The following is a 26,296-nucleotide window of genomic DNA, read 5'->3' on the forward strand; positions in this document are numbered from 1 at the left end:
CATGGCCGAACAATCCGACCTCATCGCCGTTGTCGCAGATATCGGCGGCACCAATACGCGGGTGGCACTGACACGCGGAACGCAGGTGCTGCGGGACACGGCGCGACGCTATAGCAATGCGGACCATTCCGGGCTGCACGAGGTTTTGACCGACTACCTTGGCCAACAATCCGTTACCCCTGAGGCCGCCTGTGTCGCCATGGCGGGACCGGTGCGCGACGGGGTTGGGCGGCTAACCAATCTGGACTGGACCGTGGACCGCGACATGATCCGCGACGCGACCAGTGCCCGCACGGTTGCCGTTCTGAATGACCTTCAGGCACAAGGCCATGCGGTCGACCTTTTGGGCCATGACAGCCTGACCGAACTGCTACCCGGCACAACGCCCGGCCCACATGCGGCCAAACTGGTGATCGGCGTCGGAACCGGCATGAACGCGGCCCCCGTTTTCCGACTGGGCGGGCAGACTTTGGTACCGCCGTCGGAATCGGGCCACATCACCCTGCCCCTTCAGAATGACGAAGAGTTACGGCTGATGGATTTCATCGCCCGCAAACACGGCACTCCCGGGGTCGAGGATGTCCTGTCGGGCCGCGGCTTCGAACGGGTCTATGCCTGGCTTTGCGAAGAGGATGGCGGCGCAGAGCCGCTCGACGCTGCTGCGATCATGCAGGCGGTCGAGTCGGGGACAAATCCGCGGGCCGAACGGGCGGTGCAGGTCTTTACCCGCATCCTTGGCCGGGTCGCGGGCAATCTGGCGCTGGTCATGCTGCCCTTCGGCGGCATTTACCTGATCGGTGGCGTGGTCCGGCATTTTGGCCCGCACCTTTTGCGGATGGGATTTGCCGAAGCGTTCGCCGACAAGGGCCGGTTCGGCCCCTTTATGGCGCAGTTCCCTGTTCACTTAGTGACTGATGATTATGCAGCTCTCACCGGATCGGCGGGACATCTGGCAGAAATACTGGCGCAAGACGGCTAACCCCTCGCCAAGGCGGGTCATCGGCTCAATAATAAGTCAGATGCACAGGAGGCGGGCGGAGCGCCCGCGCTGAACAGTTGCCAAGCACGCAGAGCGCCTGTTAGCGATAACGAAACCCCAACGGAAACCACCACGGGACGGAATTTACGATGAATATGGTCAGCAGAAACACCCTTACCGCGGAACAGTTTCGCGATGCGATCTTGAAGCACCTGACCTATGCGCTGGGCAAGGATCCCGGCCATGCGCAGGTGCAGGATTGGCGCATGGCGCTGTCCCTGGCCGTGCGCGACCAGATCGTGGACAGCTGGTTTGCAGCCACGCGAAAGACCTACGCCGAGGGCGGCAAACGGGTTTATTACCTGTCGATGGAATTCCTGATCGGGCGTCTCCTTGAGGATGGGATTGTCAATCTGCGTCTGGTCGATCAGGCGCGCGACGCGCTGGCCGGATTGGGACAGGATTTTGACACCGTTTTGCTGGACGAACCAGATGCGGCGCTGGGCAATGGCGGCTTGGGCCGACTTGCTGCCTGTTTCCTCGAATCCCTGTCGACGCTGGGTTGCCCTGCGTATGGCTATGGCCTGCGCTACGAACACGGGTTGTTCCGCCAAAGCTTTGTCGACGGCAAACAGATGGAAGCGCCGGAAACCTGGCTGCTGCAACCCCACGCCTGGGAATTTGAGCGCCCCGAGGCGCGGTTCAGGCTGGGATTTGGCGGCAGCGTCACGACCAAGGGCAAAACCGCCGTATGGACGCCCGACAGCTTTGTCGATGCCGAAGCATATGACACCCCCGTCATTGGCTGGCAGGGCCGCTGGGCCAACACGCTGCGCCTGTGGTCCGCCAAGGCCGTGGACCCTTTCGACCTCGACAGTTTCAACACCGGCGATTTTGCCGCCGCTGCGCGGGACGAGGCAATGGCCCGCACCATCAGCCGCGTTCTCTATCCCGACGACACCACCGAACAGGGCAAGGAACTGCGGCTCAAGCAGGAATTCTTTCTGACCTCGTCGGCGCTGCGCGACATCATGCGCCGGTTCGACAGCGAATATGACGATATCACCAAGCTGCCCGCCAAGGTGGCGATCCAGCTGAACGACACCCACCCGGCCATCGCTGGACCCGAACTTGTTCGGCTGCTGCATGACGAACGTGGCCTGACCTTCAAGGCGGCGATGGATCTGGCGCAGGGCTGTCTGAGCTATACCAACCACACGCTGCTTCCCGAGGCGCTGGAGACCTGGCCCGAGGGGCTGTTTGGCAAGCTGCTGCCGCGCCATCTGCAAATCGTGGATCAGATTGACCACGCGCATGCCAAGGCCAATCCCAGTCGCAAGGTGTCGGCCCGTGCCGAGGGTCAGGTCAAGATGGGCGAGCTGTCGTTCATCATGGCGCACAAGGTCAACGGCGTCTCGGCACTTCACACCGAGTTGATGAAAACCACCGTGTTCAAGGAATTGCATCGGCTGCACCCGGACCGCATCCTGAACCAGACCAACGGCGTCACGCCGCGCCGCTGGCTGCTGTCGTGCAACCCGCGCCTGTCGTCGCTGATCACCGACACCATCGGCGAAGATTGGGCCGACGATCTGGATCAGCTCAAGGGGTTGGAGCCGCATGTGGCAGACGCCGCTTGGCTCGACCGCTATGCCAAGGCCAAGCTGGACAACAAGGCAGAACTGTCAAATTGGATGGGCGACGCGCACGGGATCAAAGTCGACCCGGCGATGATCATTGATGTGCAAATCAAACGTCTGCACGAATACAAGCGCCAACACCTGAACATCCTGGAAACCATCGCCCTGTGGCAAGAGGTCAAGGCCAATCCCGGTGCGAACTGGACTCCGCGTCTAAAACTGTTCGCCGGCAAAGCCGCGCCGGGATATTTCTTTGCCAAGGATATCATCCGCCTTATCAACGATGTGGCTGTCATTCTGAATGCAGACCCTGAAACACGGGATGTGTTGCAGGTCGCCTTTCTGCCCAACTACAACGTCACACTGGCCGAACGGCTGATCCCGGCGGCTGATCTGTCGGAACAAATCAGCACCGCAGGCAAAGAGGCGTCGGGCACCGGCAACATGAAGTTCGCCCTGAACGGCGCGCTGACTGTTGGCACGCTCGACGGAGCCAATGTCGAAATCCGCGAACATGTCGGGGCCGACAATTTCTTCCTCTTCGGCATGACTGCCGACGAGGTTGATGCGCGCCGCGCCATCGACGGTCACGCCGCACAGGCGGTCGCCGCCGATCCGCGACTGGCAGCGGCCCTCAAAGCGATCAGCGACGGCGTCTTTTCGCCCGGCGACAAAGACCGCTATGCCAATATCGTGGAAAACCTGACTGGGCCGGACTACTTTCTCGTCTCGTCGGATTTCACCGATTACTGGCGCGCGCAGCGCGAGGTCGACATTGCATTCGCCGACACGGCCAACTGGATGCGGATGGCCGCCCTGAACACCGCGCGGTCGGGCTGGTTTTCGTCGGATCGCACGATCCGGGGATACATGGCAGATATCTGGCACGCCAAGGCCCTGCGCGACGGGTGATCACACGCTAGGGGGTTGAACCAATTGACAGGAAGCATAGGCTCTTAATCATGTCACAGGAAATAGACCCCAAGACCCTCGATCTGTTGCAACGCGTGACTGACGCGCGTTGCGATGATCCCTTCGCCGTTCTGGGCCCGCACAAGGTGGGCCGGAACCGATTTGTCACCACATTCGATCCCGGCGCCGTCCGTATGGACGCGCTGATTGACGGCAAAGCGCACTCTCTTGAACCGCTCGAACCCTTGCCGGGCATCTTCCGGGGCAAGGTGCCGGGCGACAAACCCTATTCCCTGCGCGGCAGCAGTGCCGATGGCACCACCTGGCAGGTCGAGGATGCCTACCGTTTTGGCCCGGTTCTGGGCCAGATTGATGAATATTTGCTGGGTGAAGGCACGCATCGCAGCCTCTGGAAATGCCTTGGCGCGCATGTGCGGGAACACGAGGGCGTGCAGGGCACATCCTTTGCTGTTTGGGCACCGAACGCGCGGCGCGTATCTGTTGTGGGGGATTTCAACCTCTGGGACGGGCGACGGCATGTGATGCGGCGACGCGGATCGACCGGCGTTTGGGAGATCTTTATTCCCGCACTTGGCGAAGGCACGGTCTACAAATACGAGATTGTCGGCGCCCATGGGGTGATGATGCCGCTCAAGGCCGATCCGGTTGGCTTTGGCTCGCAGCACCCACCCGCAAATGCATCGGTCGTGCGCGACATTGGCGGCTATGGCTGGTCCGACACCGGCTGGATGGGCACGCGCGCACAGGCCAACAGCCGCGAGGCGCCGATTTCGGTCTACGAGGTGCATCTGGGATCGTGGCGTCGCAAAGAGGGCGGTCGCCCGATTTCCTATGTCGAGGCGGCTGACGAGCTGGTCGCCTATGTCAGCGATATGGGCTTTACCCATATCGAATTTATGCCGCTCAGCGAATACCCCTTTGACGGGTCGTGGGGTTATCAGCCGGTTGGTATGTTCGCGCCGACGGTGCGCCACGGACCGCCGCATGAATTCCGCGATCTGGTAAATGCCGCGCACAACGCCGGGCTGGGGGTGATCCTGGACTGGGTGCCGGGGCATTTCCCGTCTGACGAACACGGTCTCGGCCAGTTCGACGGCACCGCGCTGTATGAGCATGGCGACCCGCGCGAGGGATTCCATCAGGATTGGAACACGCTGATCTACAATTACGGCCGGCGCGAGGTGGCGAATTACCTGACCGCCAACGCCTTGTATTGGCTGGATGAATACCATGTGGATGGTCTGCGGGTTGATGCAGTCGCCTCAATGCTTTACCGCGACTATTCCCGCAAGGACGGCGAATGGGTCCCAAACAAGGATGGCGGGCGCGAAAACTACGAAGCCATCTCAATGCTGCAACAGATGAACACGATCACCTACGGCGAATGTCCGGGCATCATGACAATCGCCGAAGAAAGCACATCATTCCCCAAGGTATCGCGCCCGGTTTTCGATGGCGGACTTGGCTTTGGGTTCAAATGGAACATGGGGTGGATGAACGACACGCTGAATTACATCAGCAAAGATCCGATTTACCGCAAACATCACCACCATCAGATGACGTTCGGTCTGCACTACGCCTTTAGCGAAAACTTTGTCCTGCCGATCAGCCATGACGAAGTGGTGCATGGCAAAGGCAGTATGTTGCAGCGCATGCCCGGCAATGAGTGGGAGAAATTTGCCAACCTGCGGGCCTATTACGGTTTTATGTGGGGGCATCCGGGCAAGAAGCTGCTGTTCATGGGGCTGGAATTCGCCCAGCCAGAGGAATGGAACCACGATATCCAGATTGACTGGGATGCGGCGGCACGGCCCGCGCACAAGGGTATCCAAAATCTGGTGCGCGATCTCAACAGACTTTACGCGTCGGTTCCTGCCCTACATGTCAAGGATGTGGACCCGGAAGGATTTCAGTGGATCGAGGCGAACGATGCCGAAGCATCGGTCTATGCCTGGATCCGTCGTGGCCACCCCGGCGACCCCGAGGTGGCAGTGATCTGCAACCTTACCCCAGCAGAGCATCCGGCCTATCGCATCGGCCTGCCGTCCGAGGGCACGTGGCGCGAGGCGCTGAACACCGACGCCGGGCTGTATGGTGGTGGCGACCGGGGCAACATGGGCGCAGTGACTGCTGAGGCAGTGCCAAGCCATGGACAGGCTGCCAGCGCGACAGTGGTGCTGCCCCCCCTGTCCACCCTGTTCCTGATCCGGGACTAGACTGCGCGGCAGCGCCCCATTCGTGGCGCTGCCCTTTTCGACAAGATAAATAAAACGGCCAAAAGGCCGCATTTCAGGGAGGAAATCATATGTCACGGTCGACCCAGAGGCTCGCCAGCCGATCCATGGCCTTTGTCCTAGCCGGAGGGCGCGGATCGCGCCTGAAAGAGCTGACGGATCGCCGGGTGAAACCAGCCGTCTATTTTGGCGGCAAGACACGGATCATCGACTTTGCCCTGTCCAACGCCCTGAATTCAGGCATCCGCAAGATGGCGGTGGCAACCCAATACAAGGCGCACAGCCTGATCCGGCATTGCCAGCGCGGCTGGAACTTTTTTCGCGCCGAACGCAACGAATTCCTCGATATTCTGCCCGCTTCGCAGCGTGGCGGGGATGAGGCGTGGTATCGCGGTACGGCGGACGCGGTGACGCAGAACATCGACATCGTCGACAGCTATGACATTGATTACGCCCTGATCCTGGCCGGCGATCACATCTACAAGATGGATTACGAGGCGATGCTGCGCCAGCATGTCGAAAGCGGCGCGGATGTCACCATCGGCTGCCTCACCGTTCCACGATCCGAAGCGTCCGCCTTTGGCGTGATGGCGGTGGATGCCAGCGACCGCATCACCTCGTTCCTCGAAAAGCCTGCTGATCCGCCGGGCACGCCTGACGATCCCACGGTCGCGCTGGCCTCGATGGGGATCTATGTCTTTAAATGGAGTTTTCTGCGCGACCTGCTGATTGCTGATGCCGCCGATCCGAACTCGTCGCACGATTTCGGCAACGACCTGATCCCGGACATCGTTAAAAACGGCAAGGCGCAGGCGCATCGGTTTACCGACAGCTGCGTGCGCCATACGCCCGACGCCCCGGCCTACTGGCGCGACGTGGGAACGGTTGACGCCTTTTGGAAGGCGAATATCGACCTGACGGATTTCACCCCGGATCTGGATATGTGGGACAAATCCTGGCCGATCTGGACCCATGCCGAAAGCACGCCACCGGCCAAGTTTATCCATGACGAAGAAAACCGGCGCGGCGTGGCGATCTCTTCGCTGGTGTCGGGTGGCTGCATCATTTCCGGGACCGAGATCCGCCAGTCGCTGTTGTTCACGCAGGTACACACCAATTCGTTTGCGGCGCTCGATCAGGCTGTGGTGCTGCCATATGTGAATGTGGCACGTTCCGCGCGGCTGACCAAAGTGGTGATTGATCGCGGCGTACACATCCCCGAAGGGCTGGTGGTGGGCGAAGATCCGGATGAGGACGGCAAATGGTTCCGTGTTTCAGAAGGCGGCGTGACCCTGATCACTCAGGATATGCTGGATCGGAGAGACGCCGCATTATGACCAGGGTTTTGTCGGTCGCCTCGGAATGTGTGCCATTGGTGAAAACCGGCGGGTTGGCGGACGTGGCGGGCGCCCTGCCCGCTGCGCTCACCGGTGCGGGTGTCGAAATGCGCACGTTGATCCCCGGCTATCCGGCAGTGATGGCGGCGCTGGGGCCAGAGGCGCCGGTGGCGTTCGATCTGGGCGACATGTACGGCGCGCCGGTCCGGGTGCGGCGCGGTGCTCTGGGCGACACCGTGCTTTATGCGCTTGAGGCGCCGCATCTATATGACCGGCCGGGGTCGATCTACCTTGGCCCCGATGGCAAGGACTGGCCGGACAATCCCGAACGGTTCGCGGCCCTCAGCTTTGCCGCCGCCCGCATCGCCACCGATGGGATCGAAGGCTGGAATCCTGAGGTTCTGCATCTGCACGACTGGCAGGCCGGGCTGACGCCGGTCTATCTGCAACAGATGGGCGCGGCAGATCGGGTGGCAACGCTGCTGACAGTGCACAACATCGCCTTTCAGGGGCTGGCCCCTGCAATACGCGCGGTACCGCTGGGTCTGCCGCTGCACGGTTTCCATCCGCAGGGGTTTGAGTATTACAACAAGATTTCCGCGCTCAAGGCCGGACTGGTCTATTCGGACGCGATCAACACCGTCAGCCCGACCTATGCGGCCGAACTGATGACGCCGGAATTCGGCATGGGACTGGATGGGGTCATGCGTGACCGGCGTGCAGTGGTCAGCGGCATCCTGAACGGCATCGACCTTGATGCCTGGACGCCCCCTTACAAGACCCCCGCAGGCAAAGCCAAACAGACCGCCGCCCTGCGCAAGGTGATGCGGTTGCCGCCGTCGGATGGCCCGCTCTGCGTCGTGATTTCGCGCCTGACGGAACAAAAGGGGCTGGACCTGCTGCTGGAGGTACTGCCCGACCTGCTGGCCACTGGCGCGCAACTTGCGCTGCTGGGGTCCGGCAACGCCGATCTTGAGACGGCATTCCGCAACGCGGCTGAGCGGAACACCGGCGTGTCAGTCCGCATCGGCTATGACGAAGAACTGGCGCATCAGCTGATTGCCGGCGGCGATGTCATTTTGGTGCCGTCGCGGTTTGAACCCTGTGGTCTGACGCAGCTTTATGGTCTGCGCTACGGCACATTGCCGCTGGTGTCGCTGACCGGGGGGCTGGCCGACACCGTTATTCCGGCCAGCGCGGCTGGAATTGCTGCAAAAGTCGCCACCGGCCTGCAATTCTTTCCTGTAGACGCGCAGTCTTTGCGCGGAACTGTGGTGCGTATGGGTGCGCTCTGGCATAACCGCGAGGTCTGGCAAACCATGATGCGCAACGCGATGGCGCATCCGGTCGGCTGGGATCAGTCCGCGCGTGACTACGCCGCGCTATACGACTCGCTCAAGAAGGCTCCATGACCCAGATACCCGTATTGGCCGAAGGCCGTCCTGCCCCCCTCGGTGCAACATTCGATGGCGAGGGGGTGAACTTTGCCGTCTTTTCCGAACATGCAAAGCGCATGACCGTTTGCCTGTTCTCGCCCGACGGCAAGACCGAGCTGCACCGCCTTGATCTGCCCGAACGCGAAGGCGATGTCTGGCACGGTTATATTGCCGGACTGCGCCCCGGTCAGTTATATGCGCTGCGCGCTGACGGCCCCTATGCGCCAGAAGAAGGCCACCGTTTCAACTATAACAAGCTGTTGCTGGACCCCTATGCCAAGCGGTTGACCGGACACCCTGAATGGAACGATGCGCTGATGGGCTATACCGTCGGCGCCAAGACGGGCGACCTTAGCTTTGATACCCGTGACAGCGCGCCGTATATGCCGCGCTGTGTGGTCGAGGATCCCAGTTTCAACTGGGGACGGCGCCAGCGGCCGCGCACCACCCTCGCCCGCAGCGTGATCTACGAGGCCCATGTCAAAGGTCTGACCCAGTTACATCCCAATGTCGAAACCGAGGGTGGGTTTCTGGCACTGGCCTCAGACGCGATGCTGGACCATATGACCCGGCTGGGCATCACGGCGATCGAGCTGCTGCCGGTGCAGGCGTTTTTGAACGACCGGTTTCTGGTGGAAAAGGGGCTGACCAACTATTGGGGCTACCAGACGCTGGGCTTTTTCGCGCCAGATCCACGGTTCATGACTCAGGACGGCATTCACGAATTCCAACACATGGTGGCCCGCCTGCACGGAGCCGGGATCGAGGTCATTCTGGATGTGGTCTACAACCACACATGTGAGGGCAGCGAGTTGGGCCCAACGCTAAGTTTTCGCGGCCTCGACAACGCCAGCTACTACCGACTGGCCGAGGACAAGCGTCACTGCATCAACGACACCGGCACCGGCAACACGGTGAACATGGATCATCCCATGGTGATGCGGATGGTAATGGATTCGCTGCGCTACTGGGTTCAGGTGATGCATGTCGACGGGTTCCGCTTTGATCTGTGCGCTTCGCTGGGCCGGGTCGACAACAACGGCTTTGACCGCAATGCCGCGTTTTTTCAGGCGCTGCGACAGGATCCGGTCCTGACCGGCGTAAAACTGATCGCAGAGCCGTGGGACATCGGCCCCGGCGGCTACCAACTGGGCGGCTTTCCACCGCCCTTTGCCGAATGGAACGACAAATACCGCGACGATGTGCGCAAGTTCTGGCGCGGTGATGACGGCATGGTGCCCGATCTGGCCGAACGGCTGACCGGATCAGCGGTGCAATTCGACCATTCGGGGCGGTTCGCCACCTCTTCGGTCAACCTGATCACCGCCCATGACGGGTATACGCTGGCCGACACCACCGCCTATCTTGAACGCCACAACGAGGCCAACGGAGAAGACAACAACGACGGCCACGACAGCAATTATTCAGACAATTTCGGGGTTGAGGGGCCGACCGACGATCCTGACATCCTGTCCGCCCGCAGCAAACGTCGACGCAACATGCTGGCCACCCTGCTGCTGAGCCAGGGCACACCGATGATCCTCGCGGGGGATGAGCTGGGCAACAGTCAGGGCGGCAACAACAACGCCTATTGCCAGGACAACGAGGTCGGCTGGGTCGACTGGGCCAATGCCGACACCGACCTGATGATCTTTACGCAAAAGCTGATCGGCTTTCGCAAGGCGCATCCGATCATGCGGCAAAAGCGTTTTCTACATGCCCGCGAACGGCTGGTCGACGGGATCGAGGATCTGTTCTGGTGGCGCTCGGACGGCCAGGAAATGCAAGAGGCGGACTGGAATGATCCGGCGTTGCGGGTATTGTGTGCAGAGATGCGCACAGCTTCGGGAACGCCGCGGTATGCCGTGCGCGAAGAGGCAATCCTGCTGGCCTTTAATTCGGGGGATGCGTTGGACCTGATCCTGCCCGAACCGCCCCGGACCAAAGCCTGGGTGCTGTACATCGACACGGCGCAGCCGAAACGCGATGCGGAAGTGATCCGCGAGGGCAAACTGAAGATGGCGGCGGAATCGACGCTGGCGCTGGTATTGGAGCGGATGGATGGCTGATCCGATCGCGCAGCTTGCCGCGGCCAGGGGCATTGTGCCCGAGTTTCGCGATGTCACCGGGACGCTGCGGGTGACACGTACCGACACGCAGCTGGCGCTGCTGGCCGCGCTGGGTGAACCCGTCACCTCGGCGGCGGACGCGGCCGAACGTCTGGCGATGGACGTCGCGCAGGCTGGCGGTTTACCGCGATGGTGTGTGGTGCGATCCGGTGAACGGCCAGACCTTGGCCTCAGCCCCGTGACTGACTGGCAGATCCTGTGCAGTGGCGGTCTGTGGCATGAAGGGCGCGGACCACGATTGCCCCAGTTGCCCGTTGGCCGACATATTCTGCATGTCGCAGATGCGCGTTGCACGCTTTTGGTCGCCCCTGTGCGCCTGCCGTTGCCGCCCCGGCTCTGGGGGCTGATCGTGCCGCTGGCAGGGCTGCGCCCCCCGGCGCAGGGCGGTGTGGGCGACTATGGCGATCTGGCGCGGATGACAGCGGGCGCTGCGGCACACGGCGCGGATTTCCTTGGCCTCAACCCTGTGCATGCCGGCTTTGCCACCGATCCCGGCGGTTTTAGCCCCTACACCCCGTCACACCGCCGCCGCCTGTCGAGCTTGCATATCGCGGTCCCTGAAACCACACAGGGTGGCGGCCCACTGATCGACTACGCGACCGAGATCCCGGCACGGTTGGCCGCGCTCAAAGCGGCGTTCGCACAGTTCGCCGCCGGCGGAGACGATCCAGCCTTCGATGCATATATCGCGCAGGGCGGGACCAGCCTGCGCAGCTTTGCCGCGCATCAGGCGCTGTCGGAACGCCACGGCCCTTACTGGAATCACTGGCCGCTTCCCCTGCAGAATCCGCAATCCGCAGCGGTTGAGGCCGAGATGCAGGCGCTTGCCCCCCAACTTCGGTTTCATATGTGGCTGCAATGGCAGGCCGAGACTCAGCTTGGTGCGGCAGCGACCCGCGCCCGGAATGATGGAATGCGCCTGGGGCTGTATCTGGACCTTGCCGTGGGCACCCATCCGCATGGTGCTGAAACCTGGGAGGATCGCAAAAGCTTTGCCTTTGGTGCGTCGCTTGGTGCGCCGCCCGATGCCTTTGCCCGTGATGGTCAGAACTGGCAACTGGCGCCGTTCAACCCGAATGCACTGATTGACGATGGGTTTGGCGCATTGGCGCAGACGCTGCGACGACAGTTGCGCTTTGCCGGTGCGTTGCGCATCGACCACATCCTGGGGTTCGACCGGGCCTACTGGGTGCCCGACGGTGCGCCGGGTGCCTATGTGCAGATGCCGCTGGAGGCGATGCTGGCCGTGGTCCGGATCGAAGCCGCGTGCGCCAGCGCCGTCATTGTCGGCGAGGATCTGGGCAACATTCCCGCAGGGTTGCAAACCGCGCTGGCGGACTCAGGCATCCTTGGCTGCCGGTTGACGATGTTTGAACAGGACTGGGCAGATCCGCCGCGCTTTCACCGCCCTGACAGCTATCCACAGGCGTCCATCGCCAGCTTCAGCACCCATGATCTGCCCACATGGCGCGGCTGGCGTGCAGGTCACGAGATTGGCCTGCGTGAATCGCTTGGCTCGGTCACCGCAGATGTCGCGGCAGAGGCGCAGATTCAACGCAAAGCCGAGGTTGCCGCGCTGGATACGGCTCTTTCACCATCCGAAGATGCCGGGAGCGTCGACACAATGCACTATTTTCTGGGGGCGACCGCATCACGGCTGGTGGCGGTTCAGGTCGAGAATGTCCTTGATATCCTCGAACAGCCGAACCTTCCCGGCACGGTCAGCGAATACCCCAACTGGCGGCAGCGTCTGCCCATGGGGCCGCGCAAAATCGGCGCTGACCCACGGCTCGCGCGGGTTGCCGCCACGATGAAACGACATGGACGTTAGGAGAAAACCGACATGACCCTGCACAGCATCGCAACTCAGCCGATTGAGGGCCAGAAACCCGGAACATCCGGCTTGCGCAAGAAAACCCGCGTCTTCATGGGGCCGCATTATCTGGAAAACTACATTCAGGCGACGTGGAACGGCATCGGCGGCGTGCAGGGCAAAACGCTGGTTCTGGGCGGCGACGGGCGGCATTTCAATGACCGCGCAGCGCAGGTCGTGTTGCGCATGGCCGCGGCGAGTGGCGCAGCCAAAGTGATTGTCGGACAGAACGCCCTGTTGTCCACCCCCGCCGCGTCCAACCTGATCCGCCAGCGCAATGCCGATGGCGGCATCATCCTGTCCGCCAGCCACAACCCCGGTGGGCCGGATGGCGATTTTGGTGTGAAATACAACGTCTCAAACGGTGGTCCCGCACCCGAAGGCGTGACCGAGCGCATTTTTGGCGCGACCAAAACGCTGACCGAATACCACATCTTTGACGCGCAGGATGTCGATCTGGGCCGCATCGGCACCACCGCTCTGGATAAGATGCAGATCGAGGTCGTCAATCCTGTCACCGACTATCAGGCGCTGATGGAAACGCTGTTCGATTTCGACGCAATCCGGGCGCTGTTTGCCGGCGGCTTTCGCATCAGTTTCGACGCCATGCATGCCATCACCGGCCCCTATGCCACTGCTATTCTTGAGGATACGCTGGGCGCCGCGCCGGGATCGGTTGTCAACGGCATCCCCCTGCCCGACTTTGGTCAGGGCCACCCCGACCCCAACCCGATCTGGGCCAAGGATCTGATGGACACCATGTTTGGCCCGGACGCCCCGGATTTCGGTGCGGCATCAGATGGCGACGGCGACCGCAATATGATCGTCGGGCGCGGCATCTACGTTACCCCCTCGGATTCTCTGGCTGCGATGGCGGCCAATGCCACCCATGTCAAAGGTTACGCTGGGGGCTTGGCCGGTGTCGCGCGATCAATGCCAACCAGCCGCGCACTGGATCAGGTGGCCGAACGGTTGGGAATCGCCTGTTACGAGACGCCAACCGGCTGGAAATTCTTTGGCAATCTGCTGGATGCAGGTCTGGCCACACTCTGCGGCGAGGAATCTGCCGGCACCGGCAGCGACCACGTGCGGGAAAAGGACGGTCTCTGGGCGGTACTGTTCTGGCTCAACATTCTGGCGAAACGCCAGGTATCGGTGGCTGACCTGATGGCCGAACATTGGGCGACGTATGGCCGGAACTACTATTCCCGGCACGATTACGAGGCGGTCGATTCTGCCGCTGCCCAAAAACTGGTCGATGATCTGCGCCAGCAGCTGGCGACCTTGCCGGGGCGCGACTTTGCCGGGCTGACGGTGGAAACTGCCGATGAATTTGCCTATGACGACCCAGTGGATGGGTCACGCAGCGAAGGTCAGGGCCTGCGGATCACCCTGTCGGGCGGCGCACGGATCGTGCTGCGCCTGTCAGGTACCGGGACCGAAGGGGCCACCCTGCGCGTCTACCTTGAACGGGTCGAAACCGATCCGACGCGGATGCAGGACAATCCGCAACAAGCGCTGGCTGCGGTGATCGCCGCCGCCGACGCTATCGCCGGAATTGCCGAGCGCACCGGACGCACCGCGCCCGATGTGATCACCTGAACCAAAGCCAGTGGAGGCCGCATGGCCCTGTACGACCGCATCATCTTTGACGAAACCGCCGCCCGCGCACGGGCCTATCTGTGTCAGGAAATCCTGACCTCCTCTCCGACGATGTTCGAAGCTGAACAGAAAATCGCCCGCTATCTGGGCGGCCAGATCGAAGGCGATGTGGCGCTGTTCGGCTTCTGGATCCCCGAGTTGCAGGATCTGCGAGTGCCATCGGGCGACATCTTCCTAGAATTGCTGGATTCCGTTGACCCGATGGATCTGACGGTGGCGCATCAGGATGTAAAGTTTGAACGGGTGACAGTGCCGGTGATCCGGCTGGATGCGCATTGTTTTTCGGCTGTGCGCGGAATGCGGCCGGGCAATCGGACCCAAATTGGCGACTTCTACGCCATCACATGGCGTGACAGCGACGGCGGCTGGCACCGGATTCTTGATCCGCTGGCGATGTCGCTGCCCCTTGGTGCGATGGCGCCGGCCGAACTATATGACGTCGACGCCATGCAGGCCGCGCGCACCGATCAGGCGTATTGGCAGGACCGCGCGGGTGAGGCACCACACAAGTTCGGCCCGCCGTCGAATATCCTGCAAATCCATGTGCCCACAGCAACCGCCGGCGGCACGATCGCCGCCCTCACCCGGCAGTTCGAACGCCTCGCTGAACGGGTCTCACGCGATCTGCCGTTGGAACCGGCGGACGAGCTTTTCATGGGCTACGACTCCGTGCAGCTTTTGCCGGTCGAGCCGACCACGGTTTATGAGACCGGCCCCGATTTCTGGGAGGAATCGGAGGTCACGGAAAATTCGCTCACCGTTTCGCTGCTGCGGCCCAATACCACCAACTGGGGGTATGACATCGTGATTGCCGGCATGGCGACAGTGAACCCGGTGCTGCTGGAAACCGGCCGCCCGGACGAATTGGTCGATCTGGCTTGCGCGCTGCACAATTTCCCCGGGAAACCCAAGAAACTGGTTTTTGATGTGGTCTACGGCCATTCCGATAATCAGGGGCAGCGCGCGCTGAACCACCATTTCTTTGCCGGGCCAAATATGTATGGCCAGAACCTAGATTATCAAAACCCTGCTGTCCGCGCGATCCTGCTGGAAATGCAGCGGCGCAAAGTGAATTTTGGTGCGGACGGCGTGCGCGTCGACGGGGCGCAGGACTTCAAATTCTGGGATCCGACGACGCAAACGATGCAACACGACGACGACTACCTGCAAAGCATGGCGGATATCGTTCAGGAGGTGGCAGGTACCCGCTATCGTCCGTGGTTTGTCTTTGAGGATGGCCGCCCCTGGCCCGATGAGGATTGGGAGCTAAGCTCGACCTATCGCTCAGTGATTGAAAAGCAGCGCGACGATGATGTGTTCCAGTGGGGGCCGCTGACATTCGCACATAACACGCCGTTCCTGTATACATTCTGGCTGGGAAAATACTGGCGCATCCGCGAATGCCTGACGGTCGGAGCGAACTGGATCTCGGGCACGTCGAACCACGATACCCTGCGTCGTGGCACGCAGGTCAGTCAGGATATGAACATCAACACCCGCCTCGGCCAAAGCTGGATGGAGATCCTCGACAAGGCTTATGACAACCCCGCCGTTCACGCGCTGACCTATGTGGCCCTGCCTGGTGTGCCGATGGATTTCCTCAATGCGATGGCGCGGGCATCCTGGGGGTTCATCCGCAATCAGGACGACCGCTATGGCGTCAAAGTGGTGGCCGAAGAGGCGATCAGCCTTAAATGGCAGGTCGACGTCTACAGCTATTCGATTCCCTACAACTTTCGCCGCCTCAAGGAATTGGGGTTTGAGACGCGCGGTGATCTGGCCCGGTTCTGTCAGTTCCTGCCAGCGTTGGTTGCGGTCACTGAATACGATCTCGAAGATATTGCCCGGCTGCTGAACGCGACCGAACCGAAACTGGCCGGACCGATCTACACGGTGTCCAGTCTGAAACAGGTGGCGCGGGCGTGGATGGATGACATGCACGACTATTGCAACATCACCCATTCCCTGCCCGGCCTCGACCCGGCGCAGTCGAGCTACACCTTGGCGCTGCGTGAATTTCGCGCTCAGCGTCCATGGCTGCGCAACGCATATGGGCCACAGGATCACTTTGGTTACGTCGAACCGCTGGACGGGCGCACCGTATTTACGTCACTGCGCCACGGGCCGGACGGCGAACAGGTTTATGCGGTGATCCATATGGAGGGCAAGCCGACCACGGATATAGACCCGCTGCGCCTTGGCGTGCCGGGAACCGATGGATTTGGCTGGGAATGCGTTCTGCGCACGCCGGGTATCGGCAGCGACTATCTGAGCGGCCCGATCGTACTGCGCGATTCCATGGCATTGGTGTTTACGCGCAAAGCCTAAAGTACTGTGACACGCGGCGGGGTTCGGTCCCGCCCCGTGTCCGCAGTTCAGAGCACCACGCGATTGGCCCGCAACCCCTTGAACCCCGATGGCACAGAGAATGTCATACCGGCCATCCGGTCATCGTCGTCACAACCTTGTGCCGCCGAGGTGACAAACAGCGTTGTCAGATCAGGGCCACCAAAGGCCGGACAGGTGGTCTGCCCTGCCGCAAGTCCCAGCGCGGTCATAAAGCGCCCCTCGGGGCTGTAACACGCCACCCGTCCCGCACCATATTGCGCGTTCCAGACATTGCCCTGACTGTCGCAGACCGCGCCGTCCGGACGCAGACCTTCGGCCCGCAGATCCAGCCAATCCTCGACCTCTCCCGACGGCCAGCCATCAGTGTCCAGCGCCACGCGACGAATGATGCCCGTCGGCGTATCCGCGAAATAGGCATAGGCCCCGCCCGGTGCAAAACAGATCGCGTTCGAGATCGAGATGTCATCGTAGAGCAGACGCAATTCGCCGCGATAAAGCCGGTAGATCGCCCCGGCACCGGGTTCGGCCGCCTTGCCCATCGTGCCAATCCAGAAACCGCCCCACGGATCAGCGCGCCCGTCATTCGAGCGGGTCACCGGGTTATCTTCTTCCAGCACGACCACGCGGGTTTCAACGCCGGTTGCGGTGTCAAAGGTAAAGAGGTCGATCTCGCTCGCGATCAGCAGCGTGGTCGCGTCGACCCATCCTGCGGCTGAAACATGCCGATCAAACTGCCAATGCCGTTCGCCATGCGAGTCGCGGCCATAAAGCCGGTTGCCCAGAATATCGAACCAGTAGAGTACCTGAGTTTCGGGATGCCAGAGCACCCCTTCGCCAAGCTTGCAGATCGTATCGCTATAGATCAGATGGCTCACTCAGGCTCCTCCGGTCTGACCGCCGCCTGCGTCATAGGCGGCAACAATGTCGCGGGCGCGTGCCACGATATCCTGCACACTCGATCCCGGGGTGTAAAGCGCGGTGCCAAGCCCGAACCCGGTCACGCCAGCCTTGAACCACTCGGCCATATTCGCCGCCGACACACCGCCCACCGCATAGGTGCGCGTGCCCTCAGGCAGCACAGCACGGATCGCCGCCAGCCCCGCCGGACCAATCAGAGCGCCGGGAAACAGCTTGAGCCCATCAGCCCCGCTGCGCAGCGCGGTAAAGCATTCGGTCGGGGTCATCACACCGGGATAGGACAGCATTCCAGCGGCTTTGGCTGCGACGATCACCCGTTGATTGCAGTCAGGCGACACAACCATATGCGCGCCGATCTGTTTCAGGCGCAGCACCTCTTCGGGGGCAAGCACGGTGCCAGCCCCGATGGTGGAACGACTGCCGCAGGCCGCCAGCATCGCCGCAATACTGTCATAGGGACGCGGTGAATTCAGCGGCACCTCGATTTTTGTGATCCCGGCGGTGATCAGTGCCTCGGTCACCGGCACCGCCTCGTCCGAGGTGATACCGCGCAGAATTGCGATGAGTTCGCGGGTCATTGGGATGTCTCCTTGAGGTGTCTGTATGCGGCACGCAACCCTTCGAGTGTCATGCGTTCGGCATCGGTCAGTGTCACCGGCACAGCCTGCGCAACCAGCGCCTGCCGATAGGGTCCAGCCAGAGCGTCGTCGCCAATAATGGCCACTTCGCGGCCCAGCCAATAGGGTTTGGCTGCGCCGATCTCCATGCCAATCAGCAGTCCCGACAGGCGGGCGCGTGCCGTTTCAGGGGACAGATCGTCCAGCAGACTCTCGGCCCGCAGCGAGAAGAGGGTCGCGGCCACTGCGGCGGGTCGTGATATGCCCTCTTCTATCGCGCTGGCAAAGGCGTCGTCGTCCCAGCCGCAGATCGCCACGGAATGGCGCAAGACCGACTGGCCAGCGATCAGGGCAAACAACTCGCCGGTCATAAAGGTGCGAAAGCTCACAATTTCACGCGCACTCACATGCGCCCATTTGCAATGGGTGCCGGGCAGGCAAACCACTCCGTCAAAGCCGGGGTTGAGGGCGATGAAGCCGGCGATCTGCGTCTCTTCTCCGCGCATGACGTCAGCGGGGCGGGTCTGTTTCAGGCCCGGCAGGATATGCACGTCTAGACGGGGATCAGTTGTTGCCACCGCCAGCGCGTCACCGCCGTTTGGGGCCGCGCAGGGTACAGCCATATACGGCGCCTCTGACCAGCCCTGTTTGCTGCCCGCCATACCACAGATCAACACCGGAATGCGCCTGCCATCCGGCAGCGCATCCCCAACGAGTCGCAGCAGTGCGGGTTCAAACTCATCAGGTGCAAGCTTGCCCATGCCATCGGCACTGCTGCGCCGGTCTAGTACTGCGCCATCCGCCGCCATCAGCCAGACCCGCAAGTGCGATGTCCCCCAATCGGCGGCAATCCAGTCCGCTGTCATCCTGTCGTCTCCCTATTGTCAGCCCGACACCACAACGCCGCCATCCACCACCATCGTCTGACTAGTCATCATACGGCTGGCGTTCGACGCCAGAAACAGCGTCGCATCGACCACATCCTGCGGGTTCAAATGATCCTTGAGGCATTGTCGCTCAAGATGCGCGGCAAGGGCCTCGGGTGTCGCCCAAAGATCCATCTGCCGGTCAGTAAGCACCCACCCCGGTGCCAGCGCGTTGACGCGAATTCCGTCAGGACCAAATTCGCGCGCCAAGGTCCGGGTCAGCCCGGTGATGCCTGCATTGGCGGCGGTATAGGCTGGATACCCAGCCGCCCCCATCATATAGCTGATCGACGAGAAGTTGACGATCACTCCGCGCCCGGCCTGCTGCATTCCCGGCAGAACCGCCTGAGCGGCAAAGAAATACGCCTTGAGATTGATCGCCTGATTGCGGTCCCAGTACGCCTCGTCGATTTTCAGCGTCTCGTGGCGCTGGTCGTTGGCGGCATTGTTCACCAGGATCGAAATCGGCCCATGCGTCTCGGCCACTTGGGCGATGGCCTCTTTGAGGGCAGAAACATCGGTGATGTCGCACGGCAGGAACAGCGGCGCATGTTCGTATTTCAAAGCCATTGCAGCCACAAACTCTGACGCATCCGACCGCTGCACAAAACCAACGCGCGCGCCTTGGGCCAGAAACCCCTGGGTCAGCGCCGCACCGATGCCCGAGCCGCCGCCGGTGATGAACACCGATGCGCCCGTGAGATCGTGAAAGGTTGCAGTCTGCATCGGTCTCTCCCCCCTAGCAGCCATAGATGCGACAGGCGCGCGCCTCCTCGGATCGCGTGATGTCGTCGGCCCTCTGTGCCATGAACTGGTGCAGATCGCCAGATGACGCGCGCAAAATCGTGCCGCGCCTGAATGGCTCAAATACGCAGCCCCTGATTCAGCCCGGCAGCGGAATCATGTCGACGCTGTGGTCGCTGACCTGCGGCCCGGCAGAGCGCACCGCGCCCTTGACCGGGGCCACATCGGAATAGTCCCGCCCCACCGCGACCGAAACGTGATCAGCCCCCACCAGAATATCGTTGGTGGGATCGTATTCGATCCAGCCCATTTCCGACCCGCACCAAACCCGGATCCAGGCATGCATTGCATCCGCCCCCTCCAGCCGCGGCTGACCCGGCGGCGGTTCGGTGCGCAGAAACCCACTGACATAGCCCGCCGGAATCCCCACAGCGCGCAGGCCCGCGATCATGACATGGCTGAAATCCTGACACACGCCCTGACGTTTACGAAAGGCTTCGGCGGGGGAGGTGTCCACATCGGTCGCCTCCGGATCGAACCGCATTTCTGTGTGCAGGGCGCGGCCCACATCCTGCACGGCGGACAGGACCGTCCCGCCATCCAGTAGGATGTTGCGCACAAATGTGGTGATGTCGGACTCAAATCCCACACGCGGCGACGGCGACAGGAAATGGTGCGGGCTGTCGGGGCCCAGCAAACCGATGTCAGCCAATTCAGCCCTAAGTCGCGCCCGACGGGGCGAAAGGTCAAAACGCAACGGCCGCGCGATCCGCTCGACCCGCGACTGAAGCTGTAGCACCAGCCCCTCAATCGGGCGACGAAACGCCACCTCGGCCACAGCATTTCCAAAGAAATCGTTGCGGTCAACGCGCTCGGCCGGGGTGGGTTCGACGCTCAGTTCGCCGGTGATGCGGCGCTGTTCGTCCATCCGGTTCAGCGGCATCACCCGCAGTACATTGCGCGCCTGCGCCGAGGGAGCGCCGTAATCGTAGGTGATGGTCAGTCTGATATCATACAACATGGCGGATCACGTCAGATAAGATGAGGTGACAAGATCCGAGATCTTGTTGAGCGACTTGGACAGATCATTCAGACGTTCGGTGCCCAATTGTGCCGCGTCGGCCACCGCCAACTGCGTCTCAACCCGCAGGACGGCGCGGGCCAGATCCGACAATTCGCCATTGACCTCGGCGTTGGGCAATTCGGCCACCAGCCGCCGCACAAACGAAATCTGGAAACGCACCGACCGGGGGTTGCGGTGGTCCAGAGCCAACAGGTCGATGACAGTATTGCGGTTGGTTTCGATCAGATAACGGCGGCGATGGGTCATCACGGAATCGCCGACTTCAATCGCGACATCAAAACTACCCTCGGGCGCGTCGGGTGCGGCAAAGGCAGCCAGCAGTTGCGTCATGTGTTGCGCCCGCTCCAGCGCCCGCCCGATGCTCAGAAATCGCCAGCCGACAAAGCGGTACATGTTGTCATGCACCAGACCGCCAAACCCGGCAGTTCCGCGCAGCACCATCCCAAGTGCCCGCGCCGCCTCGTCCCCAGGAGCAAGGTTGCGGCGCTGATTGGTGATCTCTTCATCCAGCGATCTCAGCGCGGCCCAACCGTCGATCGAGAACCGGTCGCGCACCTTCGCTGCGCAGCGGATGGCGTTCGCCAACTGATCTGACACGGTTTGCGGCAATGCCTGCGTCAAGTCGGCACCGTTGAATTTCAGGTAGTCATGGATCATTTTGACCCGCGGATCGTCTGGCAGACCGGTTTCAGCCAGACGCATGTGATAGGCCCGCGCCAGACGGATCATGCCCTCGGCCCGCTCGGCATAGCGGCCCAGCCAATAGAGGTTGTCAGCCGCCCGTGCGGGCAGCAGGCTTGGGGTGGCGCGGTGGAAGGATTGTTCCGATCCGCCACCGGGTTCGGAGGTGGCGGGCGTGTCGCTGACGATCCAGACATCGGCCACCGATCCGCCCCACCGCAGCGCCAGCGCCGTGGCATCATCGCTGGGGCCAATCCGCGCATAGCCGCCCGGCATGATCGTCCAGCCCTGCGTCGTGCGCGCAGCAAACACCCGTAGCATCACCGGTCGCGCCACCAACGCGCCACGTTCAAATACCGGCGTCGTCGACAGACTGACGGCCTCTTGGCCGACCAGCTGACCAGCATTTGCGGCGATCCAACCGCCCAGATCATCGTTGCGACCGTCCAGAAACCGCCCGGCGATGGCCGTCGCGTTTTCGATCTCGAATGGCAGGTTTTGCGACAACGCCGGGCCAATCATCATCCGATGGGCATTCTCGGTGACAAAGGCACGTTCGCTGTCCTGCCCGCACCACCATGTGGCAATGTTGGACATCTTCAGCGGCGCGCCTAACATTTTTTCCGCGATCCGCGGCAGAAAGGCCAGAAAGGCGCGGGTCTGCAGCACCCCAGTCCCCAGCGCGTTGATCATCGACAATTGCCCCGTCCGCACCGACGACACCAACCCCGGTGTGCCGATCTGCGAATGATCGTCCAGTTCCAGCGGATCGGCAAAACCCGAGTCCATCCGCCGCCAGAGTACCGATATCGGCTTGAGCCCGGCAACTGTGCGCACCATGGTGCGGCCCTGCTCGACCACCAGATCCTCGCCTTCGAGCAGCATAAGCCCGAGATAGCGCGCGATATAGGCGTGTTCAAAATAGGTCTCAGTCCCCAGTCCCGGAGTCAGAATCCCAAGCCGCCCGTCGTCATAGCGTGCCGCCGCCTGCAGTCCGTCGCGAAATTCACGAAAAAAACCCGCCAAACCGAGGGTCGACCCCTGTGGGAACGGATCAGAAAACGCCCGCATCGTGGCGACACGGTTTTCCAGCGCAAAGCCCGCGCCCGACGGTGCCTCGGTGCGGTCGCCCAGCACGAACCACGACCCATCCGGGCTGCGCCCCATCTCAAATGCGATAAAGTTGAGGTAGTGCCCCGACGGCGGCGGCACGCCAACCATCGGGCGCAGCCATGCCGGATTGCCTGCCACCAGCTCGGGCGGCAGCATCCCATCCCGCACCAACGTCGCCGAGCCGTAAAGATCCACCGCCACCTGTTCCAGCAGCTCGGCCCGTTGGCGCAGCGCGGCAGTAATATGGGTCCATTCATCCTCGTGGAGCAGGACCGGCACATGGCTGAGCGGCCAGTCACGCTCGGTCGTGCCCTCTTCGCGGTATTGACGAAAGAACACGCCGGCGTCGCGCAGATACCGGTCGCCGCGGGCAAAGCGGCGGGCGATTTCCTCTTGGCTGAGGCGGGCGAACCGTTGCAGGAACGGCCGCCAGACCGGGCGGATCTGGCCGTCCGCGCCGATCATCTCGTCCGCCACACCGCGCGGCACCTGATATCCCGCGATCAGACCCGCAACCGGATCGTGCTCAGGCACAGGCGCGTGGTCCATGGCTCAGATCCCCGGGGCCCGGCGCAAGTCCAGCGTCATCGGGAATTCAGGATGCGTCTGATCAGCGGGCGGCCAATAGGCACCGGGATTGTGACCCAGCGGCTCGAACCTGGCAAGGCGGCGCGCCTCTGCCTCATTGCCATTGATCGGGAAGGTATCGTAGTTGCGCCCCCCCGGATGGGCCACATGATAGACACAGCCCCCCAGCGCCCTGCCCGACCATTTATCAAAGATATCAAAGGTCAGCGGCGCGTTGACCGGCAGAGTGGGATGCAGGGCCTCGGCGGGTTGCCATGCCTTGAACCGGACACCTGCGACCGCAACGCCACTGGTATCGGTCTTGCGCAGTGGCACCGTGCGTCCATTGCAGGTCACGCCGTAACGTTCGGGATTTGAGGTGGTCAGCTGGACCTGAAGTCTCTCGACCGAGCTGTCGGTATAGCGAACCGTTCCGCCAATCGCGCCTGTTTCGCCCAGCACATGCCATGGCTCAAGCGCCTGACGGATCTCAAGCTTGGTCCCCTCGTATTCAACCTGACCGCAGAACGGAAAGCGGAACTCTTCCTGTGCCTTGAACCATTCGGGATCAAGTTTGAAACCGTGTTCGTCCAAATCGCGCAGCAGATCCATAAAGTCCTGCCACAGATAATGCGGCAGCATGTAGCGGTCATGCAGTTCCGTCCCCCAGCGCACCGGTTTTCCGCTGATCGGAGCCTTCCAGCAGCGGGCAATGATCGCACGGATCAGCACCTGTTGGGCAAGGCTCATCTTTGGGTCCGGCGGCATCTCGAAGCCACGGAATTCGACCAGACCCAGACGTCCTGTCGGCCCATCAGGCGAATACAGCTTGTCGATACAGATCTCGGCGCGGTGAGTATTGCCTGTCACGTCCGTCATCATGTTGCGCAGCAGTCGGTCCACTAGCCAAGGCGGCGGCGGTGTGCCTGTCGACGGGTCTGGAATCTGGCTCAGCGCGATTTCCAGCTCATACAGCGTGTCATGCCGCGCCTCGTCGATCCGGGGGGCCTGCGATGTCGGCCCGATGAACAGCCCGGCAAAGAGATAGGACAGCGACGGATGCCGCTGCCAAGTCAGGATCAGTGATTTCAGCAGATCAGGGCGGCGCAGGAACGGGCTGTCGTTGGGGGTCGCCCCGCCGACAACAACATGGTTGCCGCCGCCGGTGCCGGTGTGACGTCCGTCGATCATGAACTTGTCAGCGCCCAGACGGCACTGGCGCGCCTCTTCATAGATCGCCTCGGTGGTTGCGACGCAATCGTCCCAGCTGTCAGCGGGGTGAATATTGACCTCGATCACGCCAGGGTCGGGGGCCACGCGGATCACATTGATGCGCGGATCATGCGGCGGCGCGTAGCCTTCGATATGCACCGGCAGGCCCAGCTTTTTCGCGGTCCGTTCGGCAGCCGCAATCAGATCGAGGTAATCCTCGACATCCTCGACCGGAGGCATGAATACGCACAGCTTGCCATCGCGCGGCTCGACCGTCATCGCGGTGCGCACCGCACCGCCAACAACGCCAAGCTCTTGTTCGATTACGTCCTGCACGGCCTTTTGCTCGGTTGGGGCGGACACGGGCTGCTTGTGATCGGTCGACACCTCCGGCGTTTCGACATCCGCGCCCTGATCGTAGTCAGGCAACCTGTCGCGCGGCACCGTCGGATCGGTGATGTAGGTGTAGGGATAGGACGACGGCGGCACATAGGGCAGCGCCCCCAGCGGGATACGGTATCCTACCGGAGAATCGCCCGGCACCAGATAGATATGCCCGCGCCGCAGGTTCCATTTCTCTGACCGCCACTTGCGTCCGGTCGCCTTGGACTGCCAGCGCTGAATCGGCAGGACAAAGCCCGACGGTTCGGTCAATCCGCGCTCGAACACCCGCGCCATGCGATAGCGTTCTTCGGGATCCTTGAGCTTGGAATTCTCGGGCGTGACGTTGTCAGGCAGGTTGCCTTCTTTGATGATCCACTCGGCGGGATCCTCAAAGGCGGGCACGGCCATGTCAGGTTCAATCCCCAGCTCTTGGGCAAATTGGGTGATAAACGCGCCGGCAGAGCCCGCGTCGGCACCCGTTTCGGCATTCTCAAGCGCGACCAGATCTGCGTCATTCCAGATCGGTTTATCGTCCTTGCGCCAGTAGAGCGAGAAGGTCCAGCGCGGCAGCGTCTCACCGGGGTACCACTTGCCCTGGCCGTAATGCAGGAATCCACCGGGCGCAAAACGGTCACGCAACCGCCGGATCAGCTCATCCGCCAAACCGCGCTTGGTCGGGCCGACGGCGGCGGTGTTCCACTCGGCGGCTTCGTAATCGTCGATCGACACGAATGTCGGCTCCCCCCCCATGGTCAGGCGCACATCGCCGGTTTCAAGTTCGGTATCGACCTGTTTCCCCAGCGCGTTCAGCCGGTCCCAAGCATCGTCCGAAAACGGTTTGGTGATGCGTGGGTGTTCAGCGACGCGGGTCACGCTCATGTCGAATTCAAACTCGACCTCGGGTGTACCCGCCGCAGCATAGCCGCCAGAGATCGGCGCGGCATTTTGGTAATGCGGCGTCGCGGCCAGCGGGATATGCGATTCACCGGCAAACAGGCCCGATGTCGGATCCAGCCCGATCCAGCCCGCGCCGGGCAGATACACCTCGACCCAGGCGTGCAGATCGGTAAAGTCGTGATCCGTCCCGGATGGCCCATCCAGCGCGTCCAGATCCGGTTTCAGCTGGATCAGATAGCCTGACACAAATCGCGCGGCCACACCCAGATGGCGCAGCACATTGACAAGCAACCAGCTGGAATCACGGCACGATCCCAGCGCCTTGGTCAGCGTTTCTTCGGGGGTTTGCACCCCTGCTTCCATGCGGATGGTGTATTCGATGTCCGACGCAATCTTGGCGTTCAGCATCACCAACCAGTCGACAATCCGGGTCTTGTCCCGCGGGATTGTGGCAACGTATTCGGCCAGTTGCGCGCTGGCGGGCGGTGTGTTGCGATAGATCGACAGATCCTCAATCAGCTCGGCGGGATAATCGAACGGAAAGAATTCTGCGCTGTCTTCGACAAAGAAATCGAACGGAT

At 62.0% G+C, this 26,296-nt stretch carries 17 protein-coding genes; 9 read left to right on the plus strand and 8 right to left on the minus strand.

From position 1 onward, the window contains the following. The first annotated feature begins 1 nt into the window (after window position 1). From IMCC21224_RS11205 to gghA, 9 genes are all read left to right on the plus strand, one after another. A complete protein-coding gene (locus IMCC21224_RS11205) occupies window positions 2–979 on the plus strand; it encodes a glucokinase (RefSeq protein WP_047995430.1) in 978 nt (325 codons plus the stop codon). Window positions 980–1,134: 155 nt separating this feature from the next. Further along, window positions 1,135–3,531: a glycogen/starch/alpha-glucan phosphorylase gene (locus IMCC21224_RS11210; protein WP_047997049.1), complete on the plus strand. Its 2,397-nt coding sequence runs from the start codon at window positions 1,135–1,137 to the stop codon at window positions 3,529–3,531. 50 nt (window positions 3,532–3,581) lie between these two features. Then, entirely contained in the window at window positions 3,582–5,768 is a 2,187-nt protein-coding gene (gene glgB / locus IMCC21224_RS11215) for a 1,4-alpha-glucan branching protein GlgB (protein WP_047995431.1), read from the plus strand. Between the two features lie 89 nt (window positions 5,769–5,857). Next, window positions 5,858–7,123, plus strand: a complete 1,266-nt coding sequence (gene glgC / locus IMCC21224_RS11220) for a glucose-1-phosphate adenylyltransferase (RefSeq protein ID WP_082135183.1) — start codon at window positions 5,858–5,860, stop codon at window positions 7,121–7,123. After that, entirely contained in the window at window positions 7,120–8,535 is a 1,416-nt protein-coding gene (glgA, locus tag IMCC21224_RS11225) for a glycogen synthase GlgA (protein WP_047995433.1), read from the plus strand. Before glgC ends, glgA begins: the two co-directional genes overlap by 4 nt. Continuing rightward, complete coding sequence (glgX, locus tag IMCC21224_RS11230) at window positions 8,532–10,628, plus strand: glycogen debranching protein GlgX (RefSeq protein WP_047995434.1); 2,097 nt, start codon at window positions 8,532–8,534, stop codon at window positions 10,626–10,628. Before glgA ends, glgX begins: the two co-directional genes overlap by 4 nt. Further along, window positions 10,621–12,519, plus strand: coding sequence for a 4-alpha-glucanotransferase (gene malQ / locus IMCC21224_RS11235; protein ID WP_047995435.1), 1,899 nt, complete (start codon window positions 10,621–10,623; stop codon window positions 12,517–12,519). The genes glgX and malQ overlap by 8 nt, the downstream gene beginning before the upstream one ends. A gap of 12 nt (window positions 12,520–12,531) precedes the next feature. Beyond that, on the plus strand, window positions 12,532–14,163 hold the full coding sequence (locus tag IMCC21224_RS11240) for an alpha-D-glucose phosphate-specific phosphoglucomutase (protein ID WP_047995436.1): 1,632 nt from the start codon (window positions 12,532–12,534) through the stop codon (window positions 14,161–14,163). A 21-nt stretch (window positions 14,164–14,184) separates the two neighbouring features. After that, window positions 14,185–16,551: a glucosylglycerol hydrolase gene (gene gghA / locus IMCC21224_RS11245; protein ID WP_047995437.1), complete on the plus strand. Its 2,367-nt coding sequence runs from the start codon at window positions 14,185–14,187 to the stop codon at window positions 16,549–16,551. Between the two features lie 47 nt (window positions 16,552–16,598). Here gghA and IMCC21224_RS11250 read toward each other — a convergent pair whose 3' ends face one another. From IMCC21224_RS11250 to IMCC21224_RS28930, 8 genes are all read right to left on the minus strand, one after another. Beyond that, window positions 16,599–17,447, minus strand: a complete 849-nt coding sequence (locus tag IMCC21224_RS11250; protein ID WP_047995438.1) for an SMP-30/gluconolactonase/LRE family protein — start codon at window positions 17,445–17,447, stop codon at window positions 16,599–16,601. After that, complete coding sequence (locus IMCC21224_RS11255) at window positions 17,448–18,068, minus strand: 2-dehydro-3-deoxy-6-phosphogalactonate aldolase (RefSeq protein WP_047995439.1); 621 nt, start codon at window positions 18,066–18,068, stop codon at window positions 17,448–17,450. Next, on the minus strand, window positions 18,065–18,973 hold the full coding sequence (locus IMCC21224_RS11260; RefSeq protein WP_047995440.1) for a 2-dehydro-3-deoxygalactonokinase: 909 nt from the start codon (window positions 18,971–18,973) through the stop codon (window positions 18,065–18,067). Before IMCC21224_RS11260 ends, IMCC21224_RS11255 begins: the two co-directional genes overlap by 4 nt. An 18-nt stretch (window positions 18,974–18,991) precedes the next feature. Then, the gene (locus IMCC21224_RS11265; protein WP_047995441.1) at window positions 18,992–19,759 is read right to left on the minus strand and encodes an SDR family NAD(P)-dependent oxidoreductase; all 768 of its coding nucleotides are present in this window, start codon (window positions 19,757–19,759) and stop codon (window positions 18,992–18,994) included. Window positions 19,760–19,916: 157 nt separating this feature from the next. After that, window positions 19,917–20,798: a transglutaminase family protein gene (locus IMCC21224_RS11270; RefSeq protein ID WP_047995442.1), complete on the minus strand. Its 882-nt coding sequence runs from the start codon at window positions 20,796–20,798 to the stop codon at window positions 19,917–19,919. Window positions 20,799–20,804: 6 nt separating this feature from the next. Continuing rightward, entirely contained in the window at window positions 20,805–23,204 is a 2,400-nt protein-coding gene (locus IMCC21224_RS11275) for a circularly permuted type 2 ATP-grasp protein (RefSeq protein ID WP_047995443.1), read from the minus strand. Window positions 23,205–23,207: 3 nt separating this feature from the next. Continuing rightward, window positions 23,208–26,123: a DUF2126 domain-containing protein gene (locus IMCC21224_RS11280; RefSeq protein ID WP_369796042.1), complete on the minus strand. Its 2,916-nt coding sequence runs from the start codon at window positions 26,121–26,123 to the stop codon at window positions 23,208–23,210. Then, window positions 26,123–26,230 carry an EspF repeat-containing protein gene (locus IMCC21224_RS28930; RefSeq protein ID WP_369796043.1) on the minus strand — a complete coding sequence of 36 codons (108 nt, stop codon included), beginning with the start codon at window positions 26,228–26,230 and terminating at the stop codon, window positions 26,123–26,125. The genes IMCC21224_RS11280 and IMCC21224_RS28930 overlap by 1 nt, the downstream gene beginning before the upstream one ends. Window positions 26,231–26,296 lie beyond the last annotated feature (66 nt).

Source organism: Puniceibacterium sp. IMCC21224, assembly GCF_001038505.1.
GTDB lineage: Bacteria > Pseudomonadota > Alphaproteobacteria > Rhodobacterales > Rhodobacteraceae > Puniceibacterium.

Excerpts from the sequence above, each read along its gene's own strand:
- IMCC21224_RS11205 (WP_047995430.1), top strand. The coding sequence starts at position 2 with ATGGCCGAACAATCCGACCTCATCGCCGTTGTCGCAGATATCGGCGGC.
- IMCC21224_RS11210 (WP_047997049.1), top strand. The coding sequence starts at position 1,135 with ATGGTCAGCAGAAACACCCTTACCGCGGAACAGTTTCGCGATGCGATC.
- glgB (WP_047995431.1), top strand. The coding sequence starts at position 3,582 with ATGTCACAGGAAATAGACCCCAAGACCCTCGATCTGTTGCAACGCGTG.
- glgC (WP_082135183.1), top strand. The coding sequence starts at position 5,858 with ATGTCACGGTCGACCCAGAGGCTCGCCAGCCGATCCATGGCCTTTGTC.
- glgA (WP_047995433.1), top strand. The coding sequence starts at position 7,120 with ATGACCAGGGTTTTGTCGGTCGCCTCGGAATGTGTGCCATTGGTGAAA.
- glgX (WP_047995434.1), top strand. The coding sequence starts at position 8,532 with ATGACCCAGATACCCGTATTGGCCGAAGGCCGTCCTGCCCCCCTCGGT.
- malQ (WP_047995435.1), top strand. The coding sequence starts at position 10,621 with ATGGCTGATCCGATCGCGCAGCTTGCCGCGGCCAGGGGCATTGTGCCC.
- IMCC21224_RS11240 (WP_047995436.1), top strand. The coding sequence starts at position 12,532 with ATGACCCTGCACAGCATCGCAACTCAGCCGATTGAGGGCCAGAAACCC.
- gghA (WP_047995437.1), top strand. The coding sequence starts at position 14,185 with ATGGCCCTGTACGACCGCATCATCTTTGACGAAACCGCCGCCCGCGCA.
- IMCC21224_RS11255 (WP_047995439.1), bottom strand. The coding sequence starts at position 18,068 with ATGACCCGCGAACTCATCGCAATTCTGCGCGGTATCACCTCGGACGAG.
- IMCC21224_RS11260 (WP_047995440.1), bottom strand. The coding sequence starts at position 18,973 with ATGACAGCGGACTGGATTGCCGCCGATTGGGGGACATCGCACTTGCGG.
- IMCC21224_RS11265 (WP_047995441.1), bottom strand. The coding sequence starts at position 19,759 with ATGCAGACTGCAACCTTTCACGATCTCACGGGCGCATCGGTGTTCATC.
- IMCC21224_RS11270 (WP_047995442.1), bottom strand. The coding sequence starts at position 20,798 with ATGTTGTATGATATCAGACTGACCATCACCTACGATTACGGCGCTCCC.
- IMCC21224_RS11275 (WP_047995443.1), bottom strand. The coding sequence starts at position 23,204 with ATGGACCACGCGCCTGTGCCTGAGCACGATCCGGTTGCGGGTCTGATC.
- IMCC21224_RS11280 (WP_369796042.1), bottom strand. The coding sequence starts at position 26,123 with ATGCTGAACGCCAAGATTGCGTCGGACATCGAATACACCATCCGCATG.